25 protein-coding genes are annotated in these 22,753 nt (G+C 59.8%); 10 read left to right on the top strand and 15 right to left on the bottom strand.

Features of this window, described 5'->3' with window-relative positions:
* Nucleotides 1–32: 32 nt before the first annotated feature.
* From nadC to LB577_RS20420, 4 genes are all read right to left on the bottom strand, one after another.
* Nucleotides 33–911, bottom strand: a complete 879-nt coding sequence (gene nadC, locus LB577_RS20435; protein ID WP_013533323.1) for a carboxylating nicotinate-nucleotide diphosphorylase — start codon at nt 909–911, stop codon at nt 33–35.
* Nucleotide 912: 1 nt separating this feature from the next.
* The gene (locus LB577_RS20430; RefSeq protein ID WP_224688071.1) at nt 913–2,454 is read right to left on the bottom strand and encodes an L-aspartate oxidase; all 1,542 of its coding nucleotides are present in this window, start codon (nt 2,452–2,454) and stop codon (nt 913–915) included.
* Nucleotides 2,451–3,425, bottom strand: a complete 975-nt coding sequence (gene nadA / locus LB577_RS20425) for a quinolinate synthase NadA (protein ID WP_224688070.1) — start codon at nt 3,423–3,425, stop codon at nt 2,451–2,453. The genes LB577_RS20430 and nadA overlap by 4 nt, the downstream gene beginning before the upstream one ends.
* Nucleotides 3,426–3,489: 64 nt before the next feature.
* Nucleotides 3,490–4,452 carry an NUDIX hydrolase gene (locus LB577_RS20420; RefSeq protein WP_224688069.1) on the bottom strand — a complete coding sequence of 321 codons (963 nt, stop codon included), beginning with the start codon at nt 4,450–4,452 and terminating at the stop codon, nt 3,490–3,492.
* Between the two features lie 174 nt (nt 4,453–4,626).
* On the opposite strand from LB577_RS20420, the gene panB reads away from it, so the two are divergent.
* The 4 genes from panB to LB577_RS20400 all read left to right on the top strand — a co-directional run bounded on the left by panB (nt 4,627) and on the right by LB577_RS20400 (nt 7,938).
* Nucleotides 4,627–5,463: a 3-methyl-2-oxobutanoate hydroxymethyltransferase gene (panB, locus tag LB577_RS20415; protein WP_013533319.1), complete on the top strand. Its 837-nt coding sequence runs from the start codon at nt 4,627–4,629 to the stop codon at nt 5,461–5,463.
* Nucleotides 5,460–6,323 (top strand): pantoate--beta-alanine ligase, encoded by an 864-nt coding sequence (panC, locus tag LB577_RS20410; RefSeq protein ID WP_224688068.1) that lies wholly within the window; start codon nt 5,460–5,462, stop codon nt 6,321–6,323. The genes panB and panC overlap by 4 nt, the downstream gene beginning before the upstream one ends.
* 159 nt (nt 6,324–6,482) lie before the next feature.
* A complete protein-coding gene (locus tag LB577_RS20405) occupies nt 6,483–7,208 on the top strand; it encodes a LuxR family transcriptional regulator (RefSeq protein WP_224688067.1) in 726 nt (241 codons plus the stop codon).
* Nucleotides 7,209–7,302: 94 nt separating this feature from the next.
* Nucleotides 7,303–7,938 carry an acyl-homoserine-lactone synthase gene (locus LB577_RS20400; protein ID WP_224688066.1) on the top strand — a complete coding sequence of 212 codons (636 nt, stop codon included), beginning with the start codon at nt 7,303–7,305 and terminating at the stop codon, nt 7,936–7,938.
* 559 nt (nt 7,939–8,497) lie between these two features.
* On the opposite strand, the gene LB577_RS20395 is transcribed toward LB577_RS20400, so the two are convergent.
* From LB577_RS20395 to LB577_RS20365, 7 genes are all read right to left on the bottom strand, one after another.
* Entirely contained in the window at nt 8,498–9,061 is a 564-nt protein-coding gene (locus LB577_RS20395; protein WP_224688065.1) for a hypothetical protein, read from the bottom strand.
* An 80-nt stretch (nt 9,062–9,141) separates the two neighbouring features.
* The gene (locus LB577_RS20390) at nt 9,142–9,723 is read right to left on the bottom strand and encodes an SDR family NAD(P)-dependent oxidoreductase (protein WP_013897109.1); all 582 of its coding nucleotides are present in this window, start codon (nt 9,721–9,723) and stop codon (nt 9,142–9,144) included.
* 661 nt (nt 9,724–10,384) lie between these two features.
* Complete coding sequence (locus tag LB577_RS20385; RefSeq protein ID WP_224688064.1) at nt 10,385–11,194, bottom strand: galactosyl transferase; 810 nt, start codon at nt 11,192–11,194, stop codon at nt 10,385–10,387.
* Nucleotides 11,191–12,207 (bottom strand): polysaccharide pyruvyl transferase family protein, encoded by a 1,017-nt coding sequence (locus LB577_RS20380; RefSeq protein ID WP_224688063.1) that lies wholly within the window; start codon nt 12,205–12,207, stop codon nt 11,191–11,193. Before LB577_RS20380 ends, LB577_RS20385 begins: the two co-directional genes overlap by 4 nt.
* A 32-nt stretch (nt 12,208–12,239) precedes the next feature.
* Nucleotides 12,240–13,721, bottom strand: a complete 1,482-nt coding sequence (locus tag LB577_RS20375; RefSeq protein WP_224688062.1) for a lipopolysaccharide biosynthesis protein — start codon at nt 13,719–13,721, stop codon at nt 12,240–12,242.
* Between the two features lie 308 nt (nt 13,722–14,029).
* Nucleotides 14,030–14,971 carry a polysaccharide pyruvyl transferase family protein gene (locus LB577_RS20370; protein ID WP_224688061.1) on the bottom strand — a complete coding sequence of 314 codons (942 nt, stop codon included), beginning with the start codon at nt 14,969–14,971 and terminating at the stop codon, nt 14,030–14,032.
* Nucleotides 14,968–15,933 carry a glycosyltransferase family A protein gene (locus LB577_RS20365; RefSeq protein ID WP_224688060.1) on the bottom strand — a complete coding sequence of 322 codons (966 nt, stop codon included), beginning with the start codon at nt 15,931–15,933 and terminating at the stop codon, nt 14,968–14,970. The genes LB577_RS20370 and LB577_RS20365 overlap by 4 nt, the downstream gene beginning before the upstream one ends.
* A gap of 503 nt (nt 15,934–16,436) precedes the next feature.
* Here LB577_RS20365 and LB577_RS20360 point away from each other — a divergent pair.
* On the top strand, nt 16,437–16,724 hold the full coding sequence (locus LB577_RS20360; protein ID WP_013897108.1) for a helix-turn-helix domain-containing protein: 288 nt from the start codon (nt 16,437–16,439) through the stop codon (nt 16,722–16,724).
* Between the two features lie 63 nt (nt 16,725–16,787).
* Here the strand turns inward: LB577_RS20360 and LB577_RS20355 are convergent, their stop codons facing one another.
* A complete protein-coding gene (locus tag LB577_RS20355; protein WP_224688059.1) occupies nt 16,788–17,177 on the bottom strand; it encodes a hypothetical protein in 390 nt (129 codons plus the stop codon).
* 295 nt (nt 17,178–17,472) lie between these two features.
* Between LB577_RS20355 and queC the strand changes: the two genes are divergently transcribed.
* The 3 genes from queC to queE are packed head-to-tail and all read left to right on the top strand — an operon-like array spanning nt 17,473 to nt 19,258.
* Entirely contained in the window at nt 17,473–18,171 is a 699-nt protein-coding gene (queC, locus tag LB577_RS20350; protein WP_013533307.1) for a 7-cyano-7-deazaguanine synthase QueC, read from the top strand.
* Complete coding sequence (gene queD, locus LB577_RS20345) at nt 18,171–18,527, top strand: 6-carboxytetrahydropterin synthase QueD (protein WP_013533306.1); 357 nt, start codon at nt 18,171–18,173, stop codon at nt 18,525–18,527. Before queC ends, queD begins: the two co-directional genes overlap by 1 nt.
* Nucleotides 18,524–19,258: a 7-carboxy-7-deazaguanine synthase QueE gene (gene queE / locus LB577_RS20340; RefSeq protein ID WP_224688058.1), complete on the top strand. Its 735-nt coding sequence runs from the start codon at nt 18,524–18,526 to the stop codon at nt 19,256–19,258. The genes queD and queE overlap by 4 nt, the downstream gene beginning before the upstream one ends.
* A gap of 1,086 nt (nt 19,259–20,344) precedes the next feature.
* On the opposite strand, the gene LB577_RS20335 is transcribed toward queE, so the two are convergent.
* The 3 genes from LB577_RS20335 to LB577_RS20325 all read right to left on the bottom strand — a co-directional run bounded on the left by LB577_RS20335 (nt 20,345) and on the right by LB577_RS20325 (nt 22,174).
* Entirely contained in the window at nt 20,345–20,629 is a 285-nt protein-coding gene (locus LB577_RS20335) for a hypothetical protein (protein ID WP_013525246.1), read from the bottom strand.
* 514 nt (nt 20,630–21,143) lie between these two features.
* Nucleotides 21,144–21,386: a hypothetical protein gene (locus tag LB577_RS20330; protein ID WP_024505443.1), complete on the bottom strand. Its 243-nt coding sequence runs from the start codon at nt 21,384–21,386 to the stop codon at nt 21,144–21,146.
* Nucleotides 21,387–21,454: 68 nt separating this feature from the next.
* Nucleotides 21,455–22,174, bottom strand: a complete 720-nt coding sequence (locus LB577_RS20325; protein ID WP_024505444.1) for an SOS response-associated peptidase — start codon at nt 22,172–22,174, stop codon at nt 21,455–21,457.
* A 75-nt stretch (nt 22,175–22,249) separates the two neighbouring features.
* Between LB577_RS20325 and LB577_RS20320 the strand changes: the two genes are divergently transcribed.
* Nucleotides 22,250–22,483 (top strand): hypothetical protein, encoded by a 234-nt coding sequence (locus LB577_RS20320; RefSeq protein ID WP_224688057.1) that lies wholly within the window; start codon nt 22,250–22,252, stop codon nt 22,481–22,483.
* A gap of 9 nt (nt 22,484–22,492) precedes the next feature.
* Complete coding sequence (locus tag LB577_RS33320; protein WP_013533301.1) at nt 22,493–22,738, top strand: hypothetical protein; 246 nt, start codon at nt 22,493–22,495, stop codon at nt 22,736–22,738.
* Nucleotides 22,739–22,753: the final 15 nt, after the last annotated feature.

Below are 22,753 nucleotides of genomic sequence, written 5' to 3'. Positions count from 1 at the left end.
GCCCGAGCGCGTTGCTCCTCATTGTGTCTCCGTTAGTTCAAATGGGTGCTGATATTACCGCGAGCCGGCATATCCAGGCCGATGTCGAGAATGGGCGCGCTGTGTGTCAGCCAACCGACCGAGATGAGGTCAACACCCGTGGCAGCAATCGCCGGAGCCATTTTCGGTGTCACCCGACCGGAAGCCTCGGTGATGGCGCGGCCGCCGACCATTGCCACGGCGCGGGCAAGGTCCTCAACCGACATATTGTCGAGCAGCACCGCGTCGACTCCCAGCGTGAGCGCTGTATCGAGCTGCTCAAGGGTCTCGACCTCGACCTCGATCTTCACCATGTGCCCCGCGGCGGCGCGCGCCCGCTCTATTGTCGTGCGAATGTCGCCGGCGATCGCGATGTGGTTGTCCTTGATCAGGAAGGCGTCGTCGAGCCCGAAGCGGTGATTGGCGCCGCCGCCGACGCGTACCGCATATTTCTCCAGCGCGCGCAGGCCGGGCGTCGTCTTTCGCGTGCACACGATCCTCGCCTTGTGGCCGCGCACGGCTTCGACCATCGCTGCCGTGGCAGTGGCAATGCCGCTCAGATGACACAGAAAATTGAGCGCCGTACGCTCGGCGGTGAGCAGGCCCCGCGCCGGTCCGCACAGCATGGCGATGATTTCGCCCCCCGCGACATCGCTGCCGTCAACTCGCCAGATTTGCATGTCGATCGCAGGTTCGACGAGCATGAAGGCGAAGGCGGCCAGATCGAGGCCGGCAACGATCCCCGTTTGTCGCGACTTCAGCACCAACGTGGCGGTGCGATCGCGCGGGATCACGGCGTCGCTGGTCAGATCGCCGCATCTGCCCAGGTCTTCGAGAAGAGCGCCGCGCACGATCGGTTCAATCAGGGTTGAGGGAAGCGGTGAGAACTTCATGTCAGGTGCTCCGCATCGGTGCTCGCCAGCTGAGTGCGACGGCGGTCTGTATTGCGCTGCGCAGTGTCAGCCGCGACAGGCGCACGTCCGCATCGCGTCCGGCGAAATCGGAACGATAGTGCGAGCCGCGGCTCTCTTCGCGCCGCAGAGCCGCAACGGCGATCATCAGCGCGACCATGGCGGGGTCGGAGGCGGCGCTGTCGTGAGCTGCAATCGGCAACAGGGTCGCCACCCCGTCGCGTAGCGTCTCGCCATCGCGGACGATGCCGAGCGCGGCGGAGACGATTGGACGGATGCCGGAGGCGTCCGGCCGTTGAGGCACGAATGCCGAACACACGCGCGGTCGGCGGGTGTGTGACACGTCGGCGACGCTTTCAGCAACCCAGCTCGCCGTCACCATCGCTTCGATAAGCGAGTTGCTGGCGAGCCGGTTCGCGCCGTGCAGACCCGTGCAAGCGACCTCGCCGCATGCCCACAGTCCGTCGATGGAGCTCCGGCCCGCAGCGTCTACTGCAACACCGCCCATGTGGTAATGTGCGGCCGGGCGCACCGGGATCGGTTCGGTCGCGGGATCGATGCCGGCCTCGCGGCACAAATCGGCGATCGCCGGAAAGCGCTTGTCAAAGCTGAGGCCAAGACATTGCCTGGCGTCAAGGAACACACGGCGTCCGAGAGCGAGCTGGCGCCAAACCGCGCGGGCAACCACGTCGCGAGGCGCAAGCTCGCCCCCTGGGGTATCAGCCAGGAAACGCTCTCCCCGCTCGTCGACGAGCACAGCACCCTCGCCACGCACCGCTTCGCTCACCAGCGGCATCGGCCGCCGCGGGCCCTCGAGAGCGGTCGGGTGGAACTGCACGAATTCCAGGTCGGCGAACTCCGCGCCGGCACAAGCGGCGAGCGCGAGCCCCTGTCCGCATGAGCCGGGCGGGTTTGTCGTATCGCTGAACAAGGCGCCGATGCCGCCGGTCGCCAGCACCGCGCGGCGCGTTGGCAAGGCGATTGCGCCCGTGCACCCGGCCGCCACCACGGCGATGATCGCCCCGTCTTCAACGACAAGCCGGCGGGCCTCGACGTTCTCCAGGACAGTGATGGAGGCTGTGCGCCGTGCTGCCGCGACCAGCGCGCGCACCAGTTCGCGACCGGTGGCATCGCCCGCCGCATGCACGATCCGCCGCTGCGAGTGCGCCGCCTCAAGCCCGAGCCGCAACGCACCGTCAGCGCGTCGGTCGAATGCGACTCCAAACCGCTCTAGAGTCCTGATCGCTTCAGGTGCAGCTCGGACCACCCGCCGCACCGTCGCCTCGTCGCAGAGGCCGTCACCGGCCGCCAGGGTGTCACAAAGATGAAGTTCGGGACTGTCCTCGCCGCCGACACTTGCCGCAAGACCGCCTTGGGCGAGCTCGCTGCAGGCTCCGGTTCCCAGCTCCGCATTGGATAGAAGCACAACCGGTTCCGGCGCCAGATGGAGCGCCGTCATCAGACCTGCCAAACCAGAGCCGATGATCACCGGTGCCCCGCCAATGTCACGAACGTCGAGGCTCATATGGAAAGCATTCGCTCGACTGAGCGGCGCGCGCGCCCTGCAATCCCGGCAGCGATCCGAACCTCATGCCGATTCTCCTCAAGCGCGGCGCGGATGTTGGCCAAGGTGATGCGCTTCATGTGCGGGCAAAGATTGCAAGGCCGAATGAACTCGATTTCGGGATGCGCGACCGCGACATTGTCGCTCATCGAACATTCGGTTAGCAGGACGACGCGCACCGGTTTCTCCCGCTCGACATAATCCAACATGGCCGCAGTCGAGCCGGAGAATTCCGCCTGTGCGACAATCTCGGGCGGGCATTCGGGATGGGCGAGAATGATGACCCCAGGATGTGCATCGCGCAATTCCCGGATGTCGGCCGACGTGAAGCGCTCATGCACTTCGCAGTGGCCCCTCCAGGCGATGATCTCGACATCCGTGTCCGCCGCAACGTTTATCGCCAGATATTCATCGGGCACCATGATCACACGCGGCACGCCGAGCGATTCCACCACCGCCCGGGCGTTGCCCGACGTGCAGCAGATGTCCGACTCCGCTTTTACGGCCGCGGAAGTGTTGACGTAGGTGACAACCGGAACCCCCGGATAGCGCTGCCGTAGCAGCCGCACGTCCTCTGCCGTGATCGAATCAGCGAGCGAGCAACCCGCGCCGAGGTCCGGAATGAGGACCATCTTGTTCGGATTGAGCAGCTTGGCCGTCTCAGCCATGAAATGCACGCCGGCAACCAGGATGACCTGCGCCTCGACCGTGGCCGCCTTGCGGGCCAGTGCGAGGCTGTCGCCGACGATGTCGGCCACGCAATGGAAGATCTCCGGCGTTTGGTAGTTGTGCGCAAGGATCACCGCGTTTCGATCGCGCTTCAGCGCTAGGATGGCTTCAATGTCGTTGGTAAACGCCGGCCATTCGACTGGCGGAATCACCCGCCGGACGCGCTCGTACAGGGACGCAGCCGTAGGTAACGCCCCAGTCATCAGCGCCTCCGCTTATATTCGATCTGACAATAAGGGGAATATGTCTACCTTGACTATAAGTATGTCAAGCCCGCGCGAGCGGCAATTTTGTCCCAGCCACAGCCCTGTCGTCGAGGACGGCATGCCGGAACCGATAGAGCTTTGCCGGTCGCCCGCCCGTCTCGAGAGAGGTCTCGCCAGTTTCCTCGACCAACTCTTGCTGCTCAACAAGCCTGCGGAAATTCGGCTTGTTGATAAGCCTCCCGGCGAGGGCCTCCACGGTCCGCTGCAGCTGAAGCAGCGTGAAGGACGGCCTCATGAGCTCGAACACTACCGGCCGGTACTTGATCTTGGAACGCAGCCGCGCAATGCCCGTCGCCAAGATTCGCCGATGGTCAGCGATCATCGCCTTGCCAGATGTCACCGCGGGCGCGACGTCCCGCCCGCGGCCAGCCTCTTCGATCAGGGCAGATTCGTAGAGCAACTCGTAACGTTGTAGCGTGAGTTCCTCATTCCAGTTGCGGTGGTCGAAACCGAAGGCAATCGCGGCGCGCTGCAGGCGTTCGCGTCGCGTGGTGGGGTCGCTGGCGCCCTCAGCCCACTCACTCAGGCGTGGTCGTAAGATATCGAGCACGACCGGCGTGCCGGAGCGATGGTCCTCCCAAGGCAAATACTCGTACCAACTGCGCCACCCACAGTTAGCGGAGCCCGCTGCCTGTTCCTTGCGAGTGAGTGCGAGATAACTGATTGAGATGGCGCGTTCCTGGCGCTCGGCACCTATGCGGTCCCGATCGGCGAAGGTGTAGAGCTGCTCGATGTAGCCGAGCGGGTGGCCGGTCTGTTGCTCGACCCAACCCCTCAGACCGGATTGCAGCGATCGATGCTCCAGCGCATATGGGCCGGACGGAAGGGTATCCGCGTTCCCGATGGTGAGAAGACAGGGATCGCTGTCGGTTACGGCGACGACAACGGCGATCAGGTCCACTTTTGCTTCGTCGGCCTTGACCGCGGCTCTGCGTTTTCTGGTTCCTTTTGCCTGATGGTTCATGTTTGCGAAGGTGAGTTGTTCCCGAATTCGGGGTTATCAATCGATTGAATTTAAGCGTTGCTGCCCGAAGGTCAACACCTGACAGTTGGACGCTCTTTTTTGCACTTCGCACTCGCACAAAAATATGCCAAACGCGACACCCGCGGCGGGTAACGCTAGGGAAGGACGTATCGGTTGAGCGCAACGGGTGAGACAAAGGCGATCACACCGCCGGATATCCGAGCGCGGAAGGGCCGGGCTCCACTCGTCTGCCTGACGGCATACACCACGCCGATAGCCAGATTGGTTGATCCACACTGCGACGTCGTTCTCGTTGGCGACAGCGTTGGCATGGTATTGCACGGCCTCTCATCGACGCTGGGCGTCACTCTCGACATGATGATCATGCACGGCCAGGCGGTGCGCCGCGGTCTGGTGCGATCATTGATGGTCGTTGACCTGCCATTCGGCTCCTATGAAGAGAGCCCCGTGCAGGCCTTCGGCAACGCTGCGCGCCTGATGGCGCAGACCGGTTGTGCGGCTGTGAAGCTCGAAGGCGGTGAGAAAATGGCCGAGACCATCCGCTTCCTCTGCGCCCGCGGCATCCCTGTCATGGCGCATGTCGGTTTAACGCCTCAGGCGGTCAATACGTTCGGTGGCTACCGCGTCCAGGGGCGGGGAGAAGATGCCGAGCGCATCAGGCGCGATGCCAATGCGGTTACCGAGGCCGGCGCCTTCTCCGTGGTGCTGGAGAAGGTCCCCGAACCCCTCGCAAAACGCATCACTGCGGAGATCGCCGTCCCCACCATCGGTATCGGCGCCTCACTCGCCTGCGACGGCCAGATTCTGGTGAGCGACGATATGCTCGGGCTTTTCAGCTCCTTCCGGCCGAAATTCGTCAAGCGCTACGCCGAACTTGGCGAACAGGCCGATGCAGCGATTGCGGCTTATGCCGCTGACGTCAGGAGACGGTGCTTTCCGGCGGCGGAACATCTCTACACCCACGAGGCGAGGGCCGGAGACGTCACATGAGCGTGCCGATCGTTCGAAGCACTGCCGAGCTCCGCGCTGTTACCGCGCGATGGCGTCGCTCAGGCGCCAAGGTCGCCCTTGTACCGACCATGGGGGCCTTGCATGAAGGTCATCTCAGTCTCGTGCGTGCCGCGCTTCAGAAGGCCGATCGGGTAGTCGTGACGCTATTCGTCAACCCCAAGCAATTCAACAGTGCCACCGACCTTGATGCCTATCCTCGCACAGAAAACCAAGATGCTGCAAAGCTGGCGCCGCTGGGCGTGCATTTGCTCTATCTGCCGGATGCAGAAGAGGTGTATCCGCCAGGTTTCGCCACGAGCATTTCGGTGTCCGGCATCAGCGAGGGCCTGTGCGGCAGCTTTCGGCCTGGCCATTTCGACGGCGTGGCGACGGTCGTTGCCAAGCTCTTCCTGCAGACCGGCGCTGACTTGGCCTGTTTTGGCGAAAAGGACTTTCAGCAGCTTCAGCTGGTCAGGCGCATGGTCCGCGACCTGGACATTCCAATCACCATCCTGGCCTGTCCGACAATCCGCGAAGCCGACGGTCTTGCACTGTCCTCGCGCAATCTTCAGCTCTCGCCAGCACAGCGCGCCATTGCCCCAAAATTGGCAGCGCTCTTGCTGGGGGTGGCCGATCGGCTTGCGCGCGGCGCTCCTGTCCTTCCCACTCTTGCGGAAGCGCGCGCGGCAATCCTGGCTGCCGGCTATCGCGAAGTCGAGTACCTGGAACTTCGCCGCGAGGCAGATCTGCAACCGCTGACGAGCCTTGACCAACCGGCACGCTTGCTTGTCGCGGCATGGCTAGGCGACATACGGCTTATCGACAACATAGGAATGTCACCAATTGGTGCAACAAATTAGAGGCTCGCGGCGCTGCATCGCCGCACAACAGGCTCATTGACCAGTAGCAGAGCAATGCCCGCGATTAAGCCGACCAGCTCGCAAACGTCGAATGGATCGCCAATCATTTAGGCGAAGGTCTGCGCCGAGCAACGGCACGGAGGTTTATGCAAAGCGCAGATGCATCGCGTGTTTGAAAATTTCCTCGAGCAACTCTCCGAAAGCGTCGATGCTGTCGATCTGTGTGAGACAATGGCGTCTGCCGCAGCCGCGTTAGACTTTCCGCTCTTCGCCTATTTCAGTTGCCCGTCAGCTTCCGGCCGGAAGCCGCGCTTGATTTCGAATTATCCCCCATCCTGGACATCGCGCTATATGCAATTGCGCTACCACAGGCATGATCCGGTGATCCTGCGCGGGCTTCAAGGCTGGGACACCTTTGATTGGGGTGTGGATTTAGCTCGGCAACATCTCCCGGCTGCACAGCAACGAATTCTGGAAGAAGCAGCTCGATTTGGCATTCGTTGCGGGTTGACCATGTCGATGCACGACCATCGCGGCCGCTTTGCTGCGCTGACCTTGGCTTCCGACCAGTCCCGTCCGCCTCTCTTGCGGTCACTGTCACGGTACGAACAAGCATTGCAGCTGGTCGCGATCAGCTTTCATATATTTGCCCGGCGCAGGCTCGCCGAAGATTGCGTGGTCGATGGCGTAATCCTGACCCCGCGAGAATTCGAATGCTTGAAATGGGCGGCGAATGGAAAGTCGGCTTGGGATATCAGCCAGATTCTCAGCGTGTCGAAACGCACCGCGACCTTCCATCTGGAAAACGCCAAGGCAAAACTTGGCGTGCGAACCATCAACCAAGCCGTAGCACGGCTGGCTTCTTCCCGACATTCGAGATCCTGATTCCTTTCTTCGGATACCTGTAAAGGTCTACAGGCTGCATGATTGTCGGCTTTGCTCTTCGATGGCGGGAACACATCCTGCACGGAGGCGACAAATGATGCAGCTAATCACACCTGAGCTCTACGATGAGTTTTCGAGCGAGCTCAAAGAAATGTACGGACTGAGGCATCGCGTTTTCAAGGAAAGGCTGGATTGGGATGTTCAGACCGAAGAGGAACTGGAAACAGACGCATATGACGGGCTGAGGCCCGTCTATCTCCCTCTCAAAGGATCCGACTGGCGCATTCGCGGTTGCGTCCGTTTTTTGCCGACGACGGGACCGACAATGTTGCGCGACACGTTTCCGATGCTGCTTGGCGAGACCGCGGCGCCAGCGAGTGCCCGCATTTGGGAGAGCAGTCGTTTCGCACTCGATCTCCCTGCATCAACGCCCAAGGCTGGAGGGCTGGCCCAAGCAACCTACGAGCTATTCGCGGGCATGATCGAATTCGGCTTGTCGAACGAACTCACTCGGATCGTGACAGTGACCGATACGCGCATGGAACGGATCCTGCGTCTTGCAACCTGGCCGTTGGCGCGCATCGGGCATCCCAAGGCGGTGGGCAACACGGAGGCGGTCGCCGGCTTTCTCGAGGTTTCGCACGCTAGCCTCATGCGCATCCGCTGGAGGGGACGTTTGAACGGACCTGTATTATGGCAGCCGGTTCTCGGCCTGCCGGCATACGCTTAAGATCTTCCCACACTTGAAGGCGTCATCGCGCTGCCGTTGGCCAAAGGCGTTTCAGAAGCTCACATGAGGCCTCTATCGACGGTCGGGTATGGTCCATATTGCGGCGAAGGCTGGCGGCTCCAGCAAGGGAGCGGTGCGCAACAGGAAGCTGACCTCAATCACCGCCCGCGCGCTTTCCAACGGAGCTACTAAAGGAATCAGCCTTACGGCTTTGATACCTACGTGAAGCGATGCAGCGCGCCACTGCGTGATGACGACGAGGGGGCATCGCCGGCCGGGCCGGTCAAGCGGCCCGTGAAGGTGGAAAATCTTCCGCCCCAGTCCGCGAGCGGACCGAGAAGGTCCCCCACCTTCCGCACCACGCCACTTGACAGTCCCGCCCGCCGCCGTGGGGCGGGCTCTCGCCATCCCTCCGGAAAGACCGGGGAGGCTTCGCCCGAAAGGGCTTTCCCGTCGGGAAACACACACTCAGGACACAGACCATGACCGAACTCGCAAACTTCATCCCCCTCAACGAGGACGGCACCTATCTCGATGGCGTCGTGCGCTGGCGTCTGTGCTAATCGAAACCACGTTCTTCCACAGGTGCAATCTTGCTTCTGTGAAATAAAATCACCTCGTACGAGCTTCCATATTCCGTCTTCACTCCATCCAAGCCGTATCTCTGCGCCAAGGGAGCCCATGCGCCTAGTTCATCGGGGAACACTTGATTACCCTGCTCGTCCATGACCGCTAATTTGAGGGGCTCTTTCGCCTCGACAACAAAGTACTTTCCAGAACTACCTGCATAGCCGCGTGCCGTGTTTACATCGTTTTCTGAGGTCATCCAAATTGCGTCGCCCGTGTGCCCGCTTTGCCCCCGACCGCCCCACACCCCATCCCTGTTAGCGTGGTTGAACTTTGTTCCCGCCGGAAGTTCTTCCATCTTCTTCCTCTCCCAACCAACTGAGGCTGCCTGATCTATGTGGTGAACGGTTTGTCCCTTGCCCTTAGCCGAAACCTGACTACTCGGTACGAGGACGATCACGGTCGCAGCAAGGATCATCCCCTTCCAGAAAGACGGGGGATGCACTCGATGAATCGGGATGGCCGCGGTGGCGGTCTCTTTCGGTGAGGATCTCATGTAAGGATTTCCTTGTGCTCGTTTGTGAATTGTCCGCCATCGCATCCGTTTCGCGATCGTCAAGTCGAATGGAGTTGCCGTCAGGTCGCGATGACCCGGCGGCGGTATTCGCTGGCGGCGTATGCCATGAGCGCGGCGAAGATCAGGCCGCCAGCAAGTTGTATCCAGTCAATGCTGGCGCCTGAAATAGCGATAGCAGGTTCCTGCGGCACCGGGTTGGCGGCCGGCCAAGCCAGTCCATCCGTAAAGCTCTGAGTAGCGGCAAGTTCCTTATGCAGATCAACCCGCTTGGGCCATTCAGGGTCATGCAGGCAGGCGAAATTCACGATCGAAGAGGCCTCGGGCATTGGGCAGGCAAGTGCATGTGACAGATGACGTATCCCGAGATAATTCACGCGTGCGACAATGTCCCGATCCAGGGTGCCCGAGACGCCTGCGGCATTGACGAGGCCGTCGACGCGTTCGGGGAACTGGGTAAGCGCTGCGTCAATTTCTTCGGGAGAACCCTGATCGATGCGAAAGAACGCGTCCAGCATCACGACGGGATCCTCCAGATCGACTCCAATAAGACGCGCGCCTTCGCACCGGGCGAGACGGGCGACTTCGGCGCCGACCCCGGAGCAGACACCGGTTACGACAACGGTTTTACCGGCAAGCTTCAACGGCTTCTCCATCTTTTCGCAAAGGACGGCGCTCTCGAATGTCTGATCAGGTCGCGGCGTCCTTGAGCGCCGACGCCGATTGGTTGAACTCTTCGATGCCGCCTCAGACTCCCGGGCGTGCGGTTGCCCGACTCGGACGTTTCGTGCCTCAGCGATTGAAGCAGCGATACGGGCCGATGCACCGCAGGTGCTGTCGCTTATGTCGGTTCGGGTACGATCGACAAAACTGATTCTATGCATGGTTTTCATCCACACCGTAGATGCAAAGCGCCCGTCGGCTTGGATGGTTCAAGCGCAAAAACCAGGCCAACTGACAGAGCGCTTCGGCCTGGCTGCTGGGTATGGTTTTCCTTAGGCGCAGCCGGTGCCACCGAGAGACCTTCGGCCCTCGACCGCCAATGCGATACCCTCATTTGCGGATGTCAGAAGCTGGAGAATATGGTCCCCGCCTAATGGCCGCTCATGCTGAAGCGGTGGCCAAGATCCTCCTGAATTGCCCCTGACCGATACTGAGTCGATTCCCTTACCTGGGCTGACAATGGGCTACGCAATTCAGGCCAGGCAATCAATCAGGCGTGTCGAACTCGCGCGTTAAGGCCGTAGAGCGCAGCCGAAAACGCCAATATTGCTCAAGCCCTGCTACAACTTTGCAGCCGCCCGTCTATTCCGGTCGTCCGAAGAACTCTTTCCTGTGGCGAGCTGACAACAGACGCAACCCGGCGACATTCCTCGCGACACGGAAGGGACGCTTCAGAGCGCTTCTGCTTACGAAATACATCTGCATGAGGCTCGGAGTCTTACTGTGCGACCCCTTGTTTGCAACACGGTACACAGCGCCCCGGAACGGTAAGCAATTCAAGGGAGTTCCGCGCTTGGCCAGAACTGGTGCTATACGGACGTGGCTGCCAAGCGTATCTTTGATCCATTCGATGGGGGCATCTTCGATTTTTGCCGGCAGCCCGTACAGATCCGAACGAATGATCAGCGATGTTCCGCAATAGTGACTGAACTGGTCACGACAGAGCAGAACATTGCCGCCATCGTCCCAGAGATACCCCTTGTCAATCCTCCAGCCGTTTTCGTTCGGATGCTTAGAAGCATACTGCACGATACGAGAGCTTACCAAATCGTCGTCGTCAACGATCATGAAGAAGCGGCTGCCAGCGGCATTGAGCATGCCGGCAAGAACTCGGCGGCCTTTGTCGGCGCGGAATGAATCCAGAAAGTCGTTCTCAGTCGCATCGCCTCGCTCATGAATATCGTTCGGTGGAAAGCTCACCCAGACCACCGAGAACTTATCGGGCATGACAGGAAGTTCGGCCCCTTCATTCGCAACCACTATGCCTCGCCAATCGGGGTTGGTTTGATTGGCAATGGATGTGACGGTTTGGGCGAGGTTCCTCTTCAGGAGGCCCCAATCACGCGCGTTATCCTGATGCCTGACAGGCACAATGAACGTTACGGCAGTCATGACAGTCTCCAGTCGTTGACTGTGCCAACCGCCTGTTCTCTTGCCCATCTAATGCCGTCGTCGATCGACATTGCCTTGTAGGATAGATCGGTACCCCCCGAAAAAGCGTTCATGAACCGGCGAATTTTTCCGTAGTTGTTGTCCAGCACCGCGTGGGGGCGCGCTATGAGAATCGAACAGATGTGCACATGCAGGCGATCCGTAAGGATGGCCTTGCCACGGGAAATCTGCCGGATGCCGCGTCGAAAGCGGTTGTTGGCCGCGGCATTCAGTTTGCGCAACCGCACTTCTGAGGGGCTGAGGTGCAGCAAAGCAGATGCCGCACCGAGCGCTTTTGCAACGCGCACCCTCGAGTGGCGCTCGGTGATCCAGTCCTCCCTTGGGATATGGGGGTAGGCAGAGAAATCGACCGCTCCGACCTGCTCCTTGTCCTGGCGAAGCATCGCGAGCACCGGGAAGCGGGGCGCATCAGGCTGCACGCTGCCGATGCAAAAAGCCATGTCGGGGCAGAGATGCACTTGGCAATCGAGCTTTTCCTGGGCGAACAGAAGGGATTCCTCGTCGCGCACCAGCAGCACGAAGTTCTTATGTCGGCCAATGGCGCGTCTGCTTTGCTCAAGCCGTTCCGGAGAGCTGTAATGGATCGATTGCGGAAACTGGACGATCTGCCGGTCGGGAAACAACTCCATTATATGTTCCCGGAAGTCCTGGTGAGATACCCATAAGTCGCCGAAATTGCCGCCCCCATGGATAAATATCGGCCCACTCGGAGCCATCCCCTTGAGTTCATCATGGGAAAAATCGTCCGTCGTGCAGACATAGGAAGGCCGCTTTGCGTAACGATCTTTCAAATATGCAATCTCCCCCAGCCATATTGCCGAGTCGCCACAGTTCTTGATGTCGGGAAAATCCAGTATCGCTATCGGCTCATCGGGCCTGACGAACATCTTTAGGCAATCATGCGTTATGTCCTGCAGCGCAGCAATGAGTTCTAGTTCCTGAGCACCTGGCATCGTACCTCTCTTTTGAATTGACGAGCTGGAGATCACGCGTGGCTGACTTTGGACAGCGCCTTGAAAGCGAGCTTTCTCACTTCGGTTTCTGGCCCATCCGGACGGCCCATAACGATCCAGAGAAAGAGACTGAAACCGCAATAGAGAGTTCCGCCGAGGCAGATGAGGACGGCGAGTTGGAGAACCAAGCCGGTCTGCGTGGTCTGAACGCTGATGTAATGATCGGCGAGCGTTACGCCTGCGGCCAGAACGGCCGAGCTGGCGAGCGCCCTGAAATTCGCCAACAACTGCGCCCTGACCGAGACATTGATGAGCCGCTCCACCACCACCATGTTGACGACAGCGCTGAACAGACCGGTGAGCACCCGGCTGAATATCAGCCCCGGTAGCCCCCAGCACACCAAACCGATCGAAATCACCGGTATGCGGACAAGAAGCATCTGTGTATCACGCACGAACAGGGTCCGGGTCTGCCCCAGCGCCATGCCAAGGGGCTGGTTGAGAGAACCCAATGTTTGCAGCGCGTAAACTGAGGCGAGCGCCTGGATGATGAAAATAGCGGGAAGCCATTTTTCGCCGAGCACCAGTCTCACCAGGGGATCTGCTATCACAGCCATCCCTATGCCGGCGGGCAGGGCAGCCGCTGTCAGCAGGGCCTGCGTTCGCGAATAGGCCGCCGCCAGACGCTGAGCATCATGGCGCACATTGGCGAACGCCGGATAGATGGTTGCTGTCAGTGGCGCAGTGGCTTCACGGGTGGCCATCATCGCAAGCTGCCCACCCAGCGAATAATAGCCAATGGCGGACCTGTCTAACAGCTTTCCTATGAGCAGGTAGTCGAAACGCCAGTTGAGCGTATTCACGATCTGTCCGGCAGTAATCCAGGCCGAAAACGAAAAGAACTCTCGCATGTGGGAGAAAGTTACGCGCGGACGGAACGGCATGACGAGGTAGGACGTCACAACATTTGTCGCCTGCATCACCAAAGTGCCGACCACAAGCGCCCAGTAACTCTGGTAGATGATCACAACGCCGATCGCGGCTACGAAACCGGCCACTCTCTGGGCAACGTTCAACACGAACTCTTGCCTGAAGATCAGTTCGCGCTGAAGAATGATTTTTCGCGGGTTCACCAGTCCGCTCATGGCAAGACTGAGGCTCAAAGCGAGCAAGACGCCGAACAGGCGCGGCTCGTTATAGATGAGGGACGCGGGATAGGCGAACGCGGCGAAGAAGATGCACAGTATGAGGCCTCGCGTCGCACCCAAGGTCCATGCGGCGCTGAAATGGGATTCCCTGGGGTCTTCATGACGGATAAGCGCTTCACTCAGTGAAAGATCGGTGATTGAGGTCACCACGGCCAACAATGTCGTCGCAAGCGCCACCACGCCGAAGTCCGAAGGCAAAAGATACCTGGCCAGGACAATGGTGCCCAGCATTGAGAGCCCGTTGACGATTATTCTTGAGAGAGTGACCCAGAGACTTCCCACTACCAGGCGGTCAGCGATACTCATGACTGAACCCAACTGGCATATCCAGAACTCTCGGCTGCAGCTCCATTCTATCGGTGTCCTCTATGCGCAACTGCCCGGCACCGCGCCTGTCTCGTCGTGGATACGATCAAAGCTTCCTCGCGCCACAATGCAGTCACGTGCGGGGACGCCAACGCACGTCTCGCTGTCTCACCACGCAATTTCGGAATTTTCGGCCCGAGTCACTGCTCGCGCACTTGTCATCGCGTGTCCGTTCAATCGCGCGACCTCGTCTGGCCGCGAGCACCACGCCACGCTGATTTTCAACATTTGCTGGAGCGTCCCGTTGCTTAAAGATAGTCTTTGCGGATTCCGTTCAGAACCTCACCCAAGCGACTCTTCAAGCCGTCTAGCGAGCCATCGGGACTAAGCTGCGGTTCCCGGCGGCTCGCTTTGAACAGACCTGCTGCCGAGGGTGCGGCCAAGAATTTTTTGACCGTCGACCGCAGCAAGGACTGGGGCCTCTCCGGGCGCGTGGGGCGTCGCCCTGGGGTTGGGCCAACCAACACTGGCTTCGGGAGGCTGTCGTTTGGTGTGACACCCCAAAAGGACTTGCCTTTCGCCGACGCTTCCCCCCGCGAGGACACGGGTATCACGTGGGGCTTGTAGGTCGCGCCGACACTCATCGCCCAGTCGTTCCATTTGAAGTCATTGATGGAGGCAGATGTGGCTACCGCGATCCAAGGGACCCGAAAGGCATCGGCGATAATCGCGCCGTGCATGGATTCCGCGATGATTAGCTCCGATTGCGCAATATCGCGGATGACCCCCTTTGCGTCACCGCGTGGGTCCAGATACGTGAGTCCGGCCATCTCGCAGACGGCTTGCCACAGGCCGTGTTCGGCGGATTCCCAGTGTGGAATGAAGGTCTTCTTGGATCGTTTCGGCAGTTGCTGGAATTCCGGCATCTCAGCAATCATGACGGCCGGATCAACGATGCCCCGTTCGACAGCAAGCCCGAGCCGTTCGGCTGTTTTCGGACCTCGCACACAGCGGAGATCCCATTCCCGGCTGTTGCTGATGTCGGGCGGTGTACCGTAGCCCCAGCCGCTTCCCACAACCAGCTTGTGCACACCGCGTGGAAGCAGGCCCGAATTCAGGACAGTGCCGACGCCCACGAGCATTGTTTGTTGGTGCACCTCCCGGAATCCAGGCAACAGAAAGTCCCATAGCCAGAGATTGAGGTCGTCACCAAAATTGCCGTGGCTCGATTCCCAATGATATGGAGTCATTTCGCCTCCGCAAACTTAGCTGTCCCGAGTTCCCTCAGTGTCAGTAGCAACTCAGGGTCACGCCACGCCCAACGCGCGAGCAGGCCGACGTTTGGCACTTTGCCGCGACGAAGAAGTCCGGCCTGGCTCCAAAGCGCCTGGCGACGCGCTCTGCCCTTGGAGGTGGCGATTGATTCAACTTCCTCTGGCCGTCGGGCAAAACAAGCTTCGAGCGCGTCGAGCGCTGCCCAGGTGTTGAATTGCTGCTGCAGGAAGTGGCGCGATGTGCGGTCGATGCTGTGAAAGATATTGACGCCCAAGCCGCGCACGACGCCCGGATCACCGCAGAGCAGGCTGCGCCGAGAGGCGAGGATTGTATCGCAGAAGAAAAGCACGTCCTCCGCGGCGCGCCGAAGAGTGGCGTCGAAACGGATTTTTTTGAAGATGGTAGGGCCGATCACCATTCCAGAGAGATGGAGAAAGCTCCAGTCCTTCAGCATTGCGCTCGCAAGGTCTGGAATTTCGATGACCAGCGGCTGCTCCCCCAATCGAAGCACCCCGTCCGCCTCTGCGAGTTCGGATATTGCGAGGTGGTAATGGAACTCTTCGCTCGCCTCAATTGAGGCCCAGTAACAGTCCCCTCCGAAGCACAACATGCTCTCAAAAGCGTTGTTCAGATGATGTGGCAGCCACGTATCGTCTGAATCGAGGAAAGCGACGAAACGCGTCAAAGGCGAAGTGTTCTCAAGCCCGGTGTTGCGAGCGCCACCAGGGCCGGCGTTGGCCTGCCTTATGACCGTGATGCGCGATCTCTGATCGGCGTCAAGCGCTTCCATCTCGACCTCAGCCGGAAGAGGGGACTCATCGTCAATAACCAGAACCTCAAAGTCCCGATATGTCTGCTCGAATACGCTCTGTAGCGACCGGCGAAGAATGCCCGCTTTTGTCTGATAAAAAGGGATGACGATTGTGAAAGTGGCCAATTCTCATCCTTGCCTTCGGGAAGGTCTGTAGCGAGGCCCGAGTAACGCATTCGGCAATGCGTGGCCAAAGTGATTGTATGGATGATGATCATCCATGGCGTGGATAGGCCGTCAGTGGCTGGCTCGGCCTCGGCGGCATCCTCCTCGTCTATGGCAGCGATAAGCTCGGGTTGCTCGGGCGGACTCTCGGTTGCCCATTCCCCTGGCCAGGGCGGCCCCTTTGAGATGGCTAGCAAGACGGCAGGACCACCGGATCCAGGGTTGAGCAAGCCGAATTCCTGCTCAAGAAGGTCGGTGGTGATCAGCCTGGGTAGCGCGGGCATGGTCGGTACAGTCGATCACACCATATCGCGCCAGTCAGTTTTTTCCGACTTGATCGGACCCAGTTGAACCACCATATATCGCCTCCGGCCGCCGGTCTAAGGTGCCCATGCACGAGACCTTCCAGGCTGAAAATTTGCGTCAGTTTGTTGCCTGTCCGTGTCCGGAGGAACTCTCCCGAGGTGCCGGGCATCTTGCTCTTCTTCGAGGTGTTTATGAAAGATTCACGCATTCCCGAGCCGGTGTTGACGGCCATGTCGGCGGGGACCCACATCATCCGTGCTTATCGTGAGCACCTTGGATATTCCGTCGAGGACCTGGCAGTGGCGTGCGGGCTTGCCGCTGAGGAAATTCTCAACATTGAGTCCGGTCTGAGATACAACAAGGGTTATCGGGATCGCATCGCAAAATCGCTGTCCCTACCCGCCGGAATTCTTGAGGCGGAGCCGGACATACTGGACGCTGCCTGAATGGTGGAAGGCCGGTTTTCCCCGTCTGTTGCCGGAAACAGGTCTCTCGATTTCGTAGTCACACTAACTGCCAAGCAGATGACCGGCATTTCGTAGGGCGGCGAGGAAGAAACCGGCATCAACGGTGACATCGATCTTTGCCTGTGCCGAGAGAGGTATGCTTGTCCAGTTCTCCAAAGGCGCCATCAGATCTGAGAACGTGTCATTCACCATGCAATAGTGGGTAAGAAGGCCCTGCCTGTCCAACGCGACCACGCCAGTTTGTTCGCCTCGATAGCGGATGGCGGCGATGCGCTGCACCTGCGGGTCATCGTCGACCCGCACGTCGAAAACCAATGTGCCCTGGCTCCTCGCCGCTATCTCCGCGGCTCTTTCGCTGAAACTTGATGAGAGTGAGCGGACGCTTTCGACCGCCATCTGGAAAATCGCCCAATCCAGTTCCTGCGAGGCCATGTCGGCAATTGCGGGTAGTAGAGGGGTGATTGCAACAACGCATGCGGCTTGTTCACAGATGTTGGCTGACGACCGATCCTAACCGGGGTTCTGCCGCCCATCGTGCTGTCCGATTCGGACTGATCCGGAAGCGAGGGGCACGCCCACCGCCCCTGAGGAGGCTCCGCGCTGTCGCGAACCCTGCCGCACCCGGCAAGTCAGCGCCACAGGGTTCACAAAGTTGACTGGCTGGGCTAGGGGGAGCGCAGAGAAATCTCCGGTCGCAGCCTTACCCGGTCAAAACAAGGATACCACGATGAAGACTCTCGTCATCTGCTCCGGCGGATTGGACTCAGTTTCCCTTGCCCACAAAGTGGCAGCGGAGCACGAACTCGCCGGGCTGCTGTCCTTCGACTACGGCCAGCGGCACAGTAAAGAACTGAAATTCGCCACGCTGTGCGCACAGCGATTGGACATTGCGCATCAGATCATCGACATCCGCCAAATCGGCCGCGGCCTTTGCGGCTCCGCGCTGACCGATGGTGTCGACGTGCCGGACGGCCACTACGCCGAAGACACCATGAAGATCACGGTGGTGCCGAACCGAAACGCCATCATGCTGGCCATCGCCTTCGGACTCGCCGCCGCGCAGCAGCTCGAAGCGGTGGGGATGGCCGCTCACGGCGGAGACCATTTCATCTATCCAGACTGCCGTCCGGCCTTCATCGAGGCTTTCCAGACGATGCAGGACCGAGCGCTCGACGGAGACGCGCAGATCCGTCTTTATACGCCTTATGTGAACCTCACCAAGGCGGACATCGTCGGCGATGGAGCAAGGCACGGGACCCCATTTGCGCAGACCTGGTCCTGCTACAAGGGCGGCGAACGTCACTGCGGACGGTGCGGGACCTGCGTCGAGCGGCGCGAAGCGTTTCAGCTGGCGCAGCACGCCGACCCGACCGACTATGAGGACACCGATTTCTGGCTTGAGGCGCTACGGAGGCGGAGCGCCTGATGTTCCGCATTACCAAGGAATTCCACTTCTCGGCCTCGCATCAGCTCACCTCCTTGCCACCCGAGCACCAGTGCGCGCGACTGCACGGGCATAACTACATCGTCGTAGTGGAGCTTTCGGCCAAGGAGCTGAACTCGCACGGCTTCGTGCGCGACTATCACGATCTGGCGCCGCTCAAACACTATATCGACGAGAGCTTGGACCACCGGCACCTCAACGACGCGCTCGCGCATGAGCAGGTCACAGCGGAATACCTGGCCAGGCATTTCTATGAATGGTGCAAGGCACGGCTGCCGGAAACCGCCGCCGTGAGGGTGAGCGAAACCCCTAAAACCTGGGCGGAGTACCGGCCGTGACCGACACGCGGCCCGCAATCCGGGTCAGCGAGATATTCGGGCCGACGATCCAGGGCGAGGGCGTGCTCATCGGTTTGCCGACGGTCTTCATCAGAACCGGCGGGTGTGACTACCGCTGTTCCTGGTGCGACAGCCTCCATGCGGTTGACAACCAATTCCGCCATGAATGGAAGATGATGCCAGTGGATGCGGTGTGGCAAAGCGTGGTTGCGCTTTCCGGCGCCCGGCCAGTTATGGTGTCCCTGTCGGGCGGCAACCCCGCCATTCAGCCCTTCGGCGGCCTAATCGAGCGGGGCCATGCTGAAGGTTACCGCTTCGCGCTGGAAACCCAAGCTTCGGTGGCCAAGGACTGGTTTGCCGAGCTTGACGTACTGGTCCTCAGCCCAAAGCCGCCGTCGAGCGAAATGAGGACCGATTGGGTTGCATTCGAGGCTTGCATCGAAGCGGCGCGGGAGAAGCCGCAAGTCGTGCTCAAGCTCGTCATTTTCGACGAGAGTGACTACGCCTTCGCCAAAGACGCCGCCGCCCGATTTCCAAGTCTCCCGGTCTATCTGCAACCCGGCAATCACACGCCACCGCGCCGTGGCGAGGAAGACGCAGCTGTCGACCTTGCCGGAATCATGAGGCGCATGGAGTGGCTGATCGAAAAGGTGACGCGAGACAGATGGTTCGAAGCCCGCGTATTGCCGCAGCTGCATGTTCTGCTCTGGGGTAACAAGAGGGCCGTCTAGGTCTAGCTGGCAGGTGTGGGAACTGCACCAACTCTTCGGCCAGAATAACTCGCTCGCATGTGACAGCGCTGCTCGGACAGGCGATTGGTGATCGAGGTCGGACTAGTTCGGTAAATTGAACCGGGTACATGAATGCCAGGAAGTCTTTCTTTAGGGTTATTTGTGTTTCCGCTTCCGCAAAGCGTCTACCGCCCAGCGGTGTATCTGGGTGATCGCGTTACGAAGATATGCCGCGCAGGCCTCCCAGGGGCGGGCCGATCGAACTCAATCGCAAATCCCGCCTCTAGCTTAGTGAACGTCCGATGAGGTAGGGCGTTGCATAAGTGCGGGATCGCCGGCCCTATGAATGGAGCCGCGTTTCCGAGTTGCCGTCCGTTCTTGCGTCAAAAGCCTGTGCCGGGTTGAACCAGCCCAGATGAGGGCCTCACGCTCCTTGCTGTCGAGGCCAGACGTTCGTTTCCGGGTCGAGGTCGCGCAATCGTTGAGTCACTGCACCGGTCATTTCACGAGCGTCTTAATTGGGATGGCTTGGCGCGGTTGCTCTCTTGCAATTCGTAGCCGTCGACGATCCTCGGCATGCAGGTCTGCCACTCTTTTCTCGGATGAGACGATGGGGGATATCGATGGCAACTTCGGAGGACCGCGCCAAACTGGCGGCGACACGCAGCATCGGCGTGTCACCTCAATGGCAACGTTGATCTTCTGAGACGATCCTTTCCTTCCAAGGCCAGGCCCTCAATTTGACGTCCTGGGGCATTGTCCAGATATGCTTTATTTTTTCCGGGATCAGGCGGCACTTGTTGCCATGTTCCTCCGGAACGTCGCCGGCCTCCCGCCAGAGCCAGCAACACAGGACGCATTGAACTCCCTCGCCGCCGAGATGAACATCGGCCGGTATCATTCAGATCGTGCTGAGGGAGTGGCTAGAAACGAATGCCTATCTGCCAGTCCCGATGATTGACGAGGAAAGCGAGACCGACGGGAGCGCTTAGCAACATGGCTCGCAAGGGAATGGCCCGCAGAAAAGGCCCGTGCCTAAGGGACGGGCCAAATACGTTTCGGGAACAATGCCTAGAGCGGTTATTCTCAGCCGCCCATCTTCTTGGCCATGGCACAGAAATCAGCGTGCGACTTGTTGAGCGTGGTGTCGCCGCAGTCTTTCAGCACCGCCTTTTGTTCATCCGGTTTCATGGACATCCATGCGGTCTTGAAATCCGCTTCCGACCTCAAGGTTTTCATGCCGGCATCCGTGAAGAAAGGTGACATCTTTGCAGGATCATCGAGCGCGGAAGTGGTGCTGCTGCCAGCCAGCGCTGAGCCCGTCATCACTGCGAGCGCCATCGCGCCCATCGTAAGCATTTTGATGCTCATTTTTTCCTCCGTTAGTTCTACACGCGCAAATCGCGTGACCTGGGGAAAAAACGTCGGCGTCTGAACTCTGTTCCCGCATCTCGCCGATTTCGCATCGGCAGCCGTCTGACCGCGCTGATGTCGTGGCCGGTGCAGTGAGGAGTCCACCGTGCGGCGACGGACCACTGCGGCCAGCCTAAAGTGCGATCGGCAAACGCGGGCCCATTAACCACCTTCCTGGATAGATTGGACCCCAATGGGGATGCGGGGGGTTTACCTTGCGTGGAAAATCACAAGCACAGATTCTATTGTCATGTTGAGCGCGACGGATTGTGGGGAGTTTGGGATTGCGTCGCCAACAGGCCGGCAAGGTTGGGCGGTGGCGACGTTCGCGGTTGCACTGCCCAAAGGGCTGAAACTGCGGAACACGTCCTCACGAGAATTTACGACGGCGGACTTGATGCCGTCGTTATCCGCATCGCGGTCATTGTCAGTTCTGCGGGTTCGGCCTGATCGATCCCCGGCCGCCAGGCGCTTACCCAGCCTTAGGGGGCAGCACCGGTCCAGTGGTGTTCCACCGGATGAACTCGACCTCTTTCCCGGTGACGTCCCGCACGGCCTTCAATAGCACCTCATGCAGGACGCGCGTCTGCCTGTAGTGGTCGCAATGTGGCGATATGAACGGCTTGATGATGCTTAGGTGCAGCGCTTCCGCTGCCACCAGGAAGCGCTCGATTTCAGCCTGTGATAACTGCTTTGAGGGTTTTGACCTAGCCATTGCGACACCTTTTGAGAGTCGCCCCACCTGAGGACAATATTCCTACCGCGACCGTTCACTGTAAAGGCTCAAACGTCGAAAAGGTCGTTTGGTCCCACGCCAATTTCGTCAATGATGTCCGGCGTGTTGTTTCGCGGGCTTCCGACCTTCCTGTCGATCGGCCACATCTTCATCAGCTCCGAAGGATATGGCTTCATGAGGTCGCGTGGATCCAGTTCCGGTCCGAGCCAGCGCATGTAATCGGCAGGCGCCAGAATAACCGGCATCCGATCATGGATCGTCGCCATCAACGTATTGGGCTCGCAGGTGACGACAGCGAAGGTCCGGATCAACTCGCCGGTCGCCTTGTCGGCATATTCTTCCCATACTCCAGCCATGGCAAAAGGCTCGTCCTCCGTCATCGCGATAGCGTAAGGCTGCTTTTTCGTGCCCGAACCATCGAGCTTTTGCCATTCGAAATAGCCGTCGACGGGCACCAGGCAACGGCGCGCGGCGTATGCTTTTCGGAACATGCCGTTGCTGGCAATCGTCTCGCACCGCGCATTGACAGGCGGTGGCCGCCCGCCGCCATCGCGCGCCCAGCCGGGAACCAGCCCCCACTTCGCAGAAAGGAAACCGGCCATGCTCGTGGAAAGCTCTTCACGTACAATGATTGGATAGGTCAGGCTGGGCGCGCCATTCCAGACCGGGAACCCGTTGCCCAAACGCTCAACGTCGCCAGGGTGCGCGAACTCGAAGCGCCGCACCATGTCCGGGATGGTCGATTTTACAAAAACGCGTCCACACATTCAGGTCGTCTCATTGACAAGGATCGAGGCCCGCCCAAGATGGGAACGGAGTGAGAACGAGTCAAGGTTGTGGTGATGCCGAAGAAGCCAAAGGACGTAATGCTGCCAGCGGTCTCGGGCGTCACAATCGAAATCGATGACCGTGACAATCCTAGGGTCTGCCTGGTCGGGCTGTTGACTGACGAGGGGAAGCGATCCTTCACCCTGAGCGAAAACGGCGCTCGGATGATGGTGAAGGCGTTGCACTCATTTCTCGATCTCCTCGACGGATCTACGTCCGAGAAAAAGCCCAAAGGCCCCGCCAACTGAGAATCAGATATGGTCAATCCGCCCAAGCGACAGGACGATTATCAGGACCGAGCCATCGACTGCCAGGAGGCCATGGAGCCAGGCTTTCAGGTGATTGTCGATTGCATGCTGGAGGCGGGATGGACGCGAGGCGAGACATTGCGGGCGCTGAAACGGCTCATAGCGGCCGACAATAAGGCTCAGAAAGAGAACGCCAGGCTGGAAACGCAACTCGCAATTGCGCGGGCCATGTTGCGCGCTGGAAAGCCGATTTAAGGTCTGTTGACCTGT

The organism is Mesorhizobium sp. B283B1A (assembly GCF_020165735.1).
In the GTDB taxonomy this organism is placed as follows: Bacteria; Pseudomonadota; Alphaproteobacteria; order Rhizobiales; family Rhizobiaceae; genus Mesorhizobium; species Mesorhizobium opportunistum.
Note: the sequence above shows the minus strand (reverse complement) of the source record. Positions and strands in the feature narration are given on the sequence as shown.

What these genes read in the sequence shown, in the direction of transcription:
- nadC (WP_013533323.1), bottom strand. Translation starts at nt 911, where the DNA reads ATGAAGTTCTCACCGCTTCCCTCAACCCTGATTGAACCGATCGTGCGC.
- LB577_RS20430 (WP_224688071.1), bottom strand. Translation starts at nt 2,454, where the DNA reads ATGAGCCTCGACGTTCGTGACATTGGCGGGGCACCGGTGATCATCGGC.
- nadA (WP_224688070.1), bottom strand. Translation starts at nt 3,425, where the DNA reads ATGACTGGGGCGTTACCTACGGCTGCGTCCCTGTACGAGCGCGTCCGG.
- LB577_RS20420 (WP_224688069.1), bottom strand. Translation starts at nt 4,452, where the DNA reads ATGAACCATCAGGCAAAAGGAACCAGAAAACGCAGAGCCGCGGTCAAG.
- panC (WP_224688068.1), top strand. Translation starts at nt 5,460, where the DNA reads ATGAGCGTGCCGATCGTTCGAAGCACTGCCGAGCTCCGCGCTGTTACC.
- LB577_RS20405 (WP_224688067.1), top strand. Translation starts at nt 6,483, where the DNA reads ATGCATCGCGTGTTTGAAAATTTCCTCGAGCAACTCTCCGAAAGCGTC.
- LB577_RS20400 (WP_224688066.1), top strand. Translation starts at nt 7,303, where the DNA reads ATGATGCAGCTAATCACACCTGAGCTCTACGATGAGTTTTCGAGCGAG.
- LB577_RS20395 (WP_224688065.1), bottom strand. Translation starts at nt 9,061, where the DNA reads ATGAGATCCTCACCGAAAGAGACCGCCACCGCGGCCATCCCGATTCAT.
- LB577_RS20385 (WP_224688064.1), bottom strand. Translation starts at nt 11,194, where the DNA reads ATGACTGCCGTAACGTTCATTGTGCCTGTCAGGCATCAGGATAACGCG.
- LB577_RS20380 (WP_224688063.1), bottom strand. Translation starts at nt 12,207, where the DNA reads ATGCCAGGTGCTCAGGAACTAGAACTCATTGCTGCGCTGCAGGACATA.
- LB577_RS20375 (WP_224688062.1), bottom strand. Translation starts at nt 13,721, where the DNA reads ATGAGTATCGCTGACCGCCTGGTAGTGGGAAGTCTCTGGGTCACTCTC.
- LB577_RS20370 (WP_224688061.1), bottom strand. Translation starts at nt 14,971, where the DNA reads ATGACTCCATATCATTGGGAATCGAGCCACGGCAATTTTGGTGACGAC.
- LB577_RS20355 (WP_224688059.1), bottom strand. Translation starts at nt 17,177, where the DNA reads ATGGCCTCGCAGGAACTGGATTGGGCGATTTTCCAGATGGCGGTCGAA.
- queC (WP_013533307.1), top strand. Translation starts at nt 17,473, where the DNA reads ATGAAGACTCTCGTCATCTGCTCCGGCGGATTGGACTCAGTTTCCCTT.
- queD (WP_013533306.1), top strand. Translation starts at nt 18,171, where the DNA reads ATGTTCCGCATTACCAAGGAATTCCACTTCTCGGCCTCGCATCAGCTC.
- LB577_RS20335 (WP_013525246.1), bottom strand. Translation starts at nt 20,629, where the DNA reads ATGAGCATCAAAATGCTTACGATGGGCGCGATGGCGCTCGCAGTGATG.
- LB577_RS20330 (WP_024505443.1), bottom strand. Translation starts at nt 21,386, where the DNA reads ATGGCTAGGTCAAAACCCTCAAAGCAGTTATCACAGGCTGAAATCGAG.
- LB577_RS20325 (WP_024505444.1), bottom strand. Translation starts at nt 22,174, where the DNA reads ATGTGTGGACGCGTTTTTGTAAAATCGACCATCCCGGACATGGTGCGG.
- LB577_RS20320 (WP_224688057.1), top strand. Translation starts at nt 22,250, where the DNA reads ATGCCGAAGAAGCCAAAGGACGTAATGCTGCCAGCGGTCTCGGGCGTC.
- LB577_RS33320 (WP_013533301.1), top strand. Translation starts at nt 22,493, where the DNA reads ATGGTCAATCCGCCCAAGCGACAGGACGATTATCAGGACCGAGCCATC.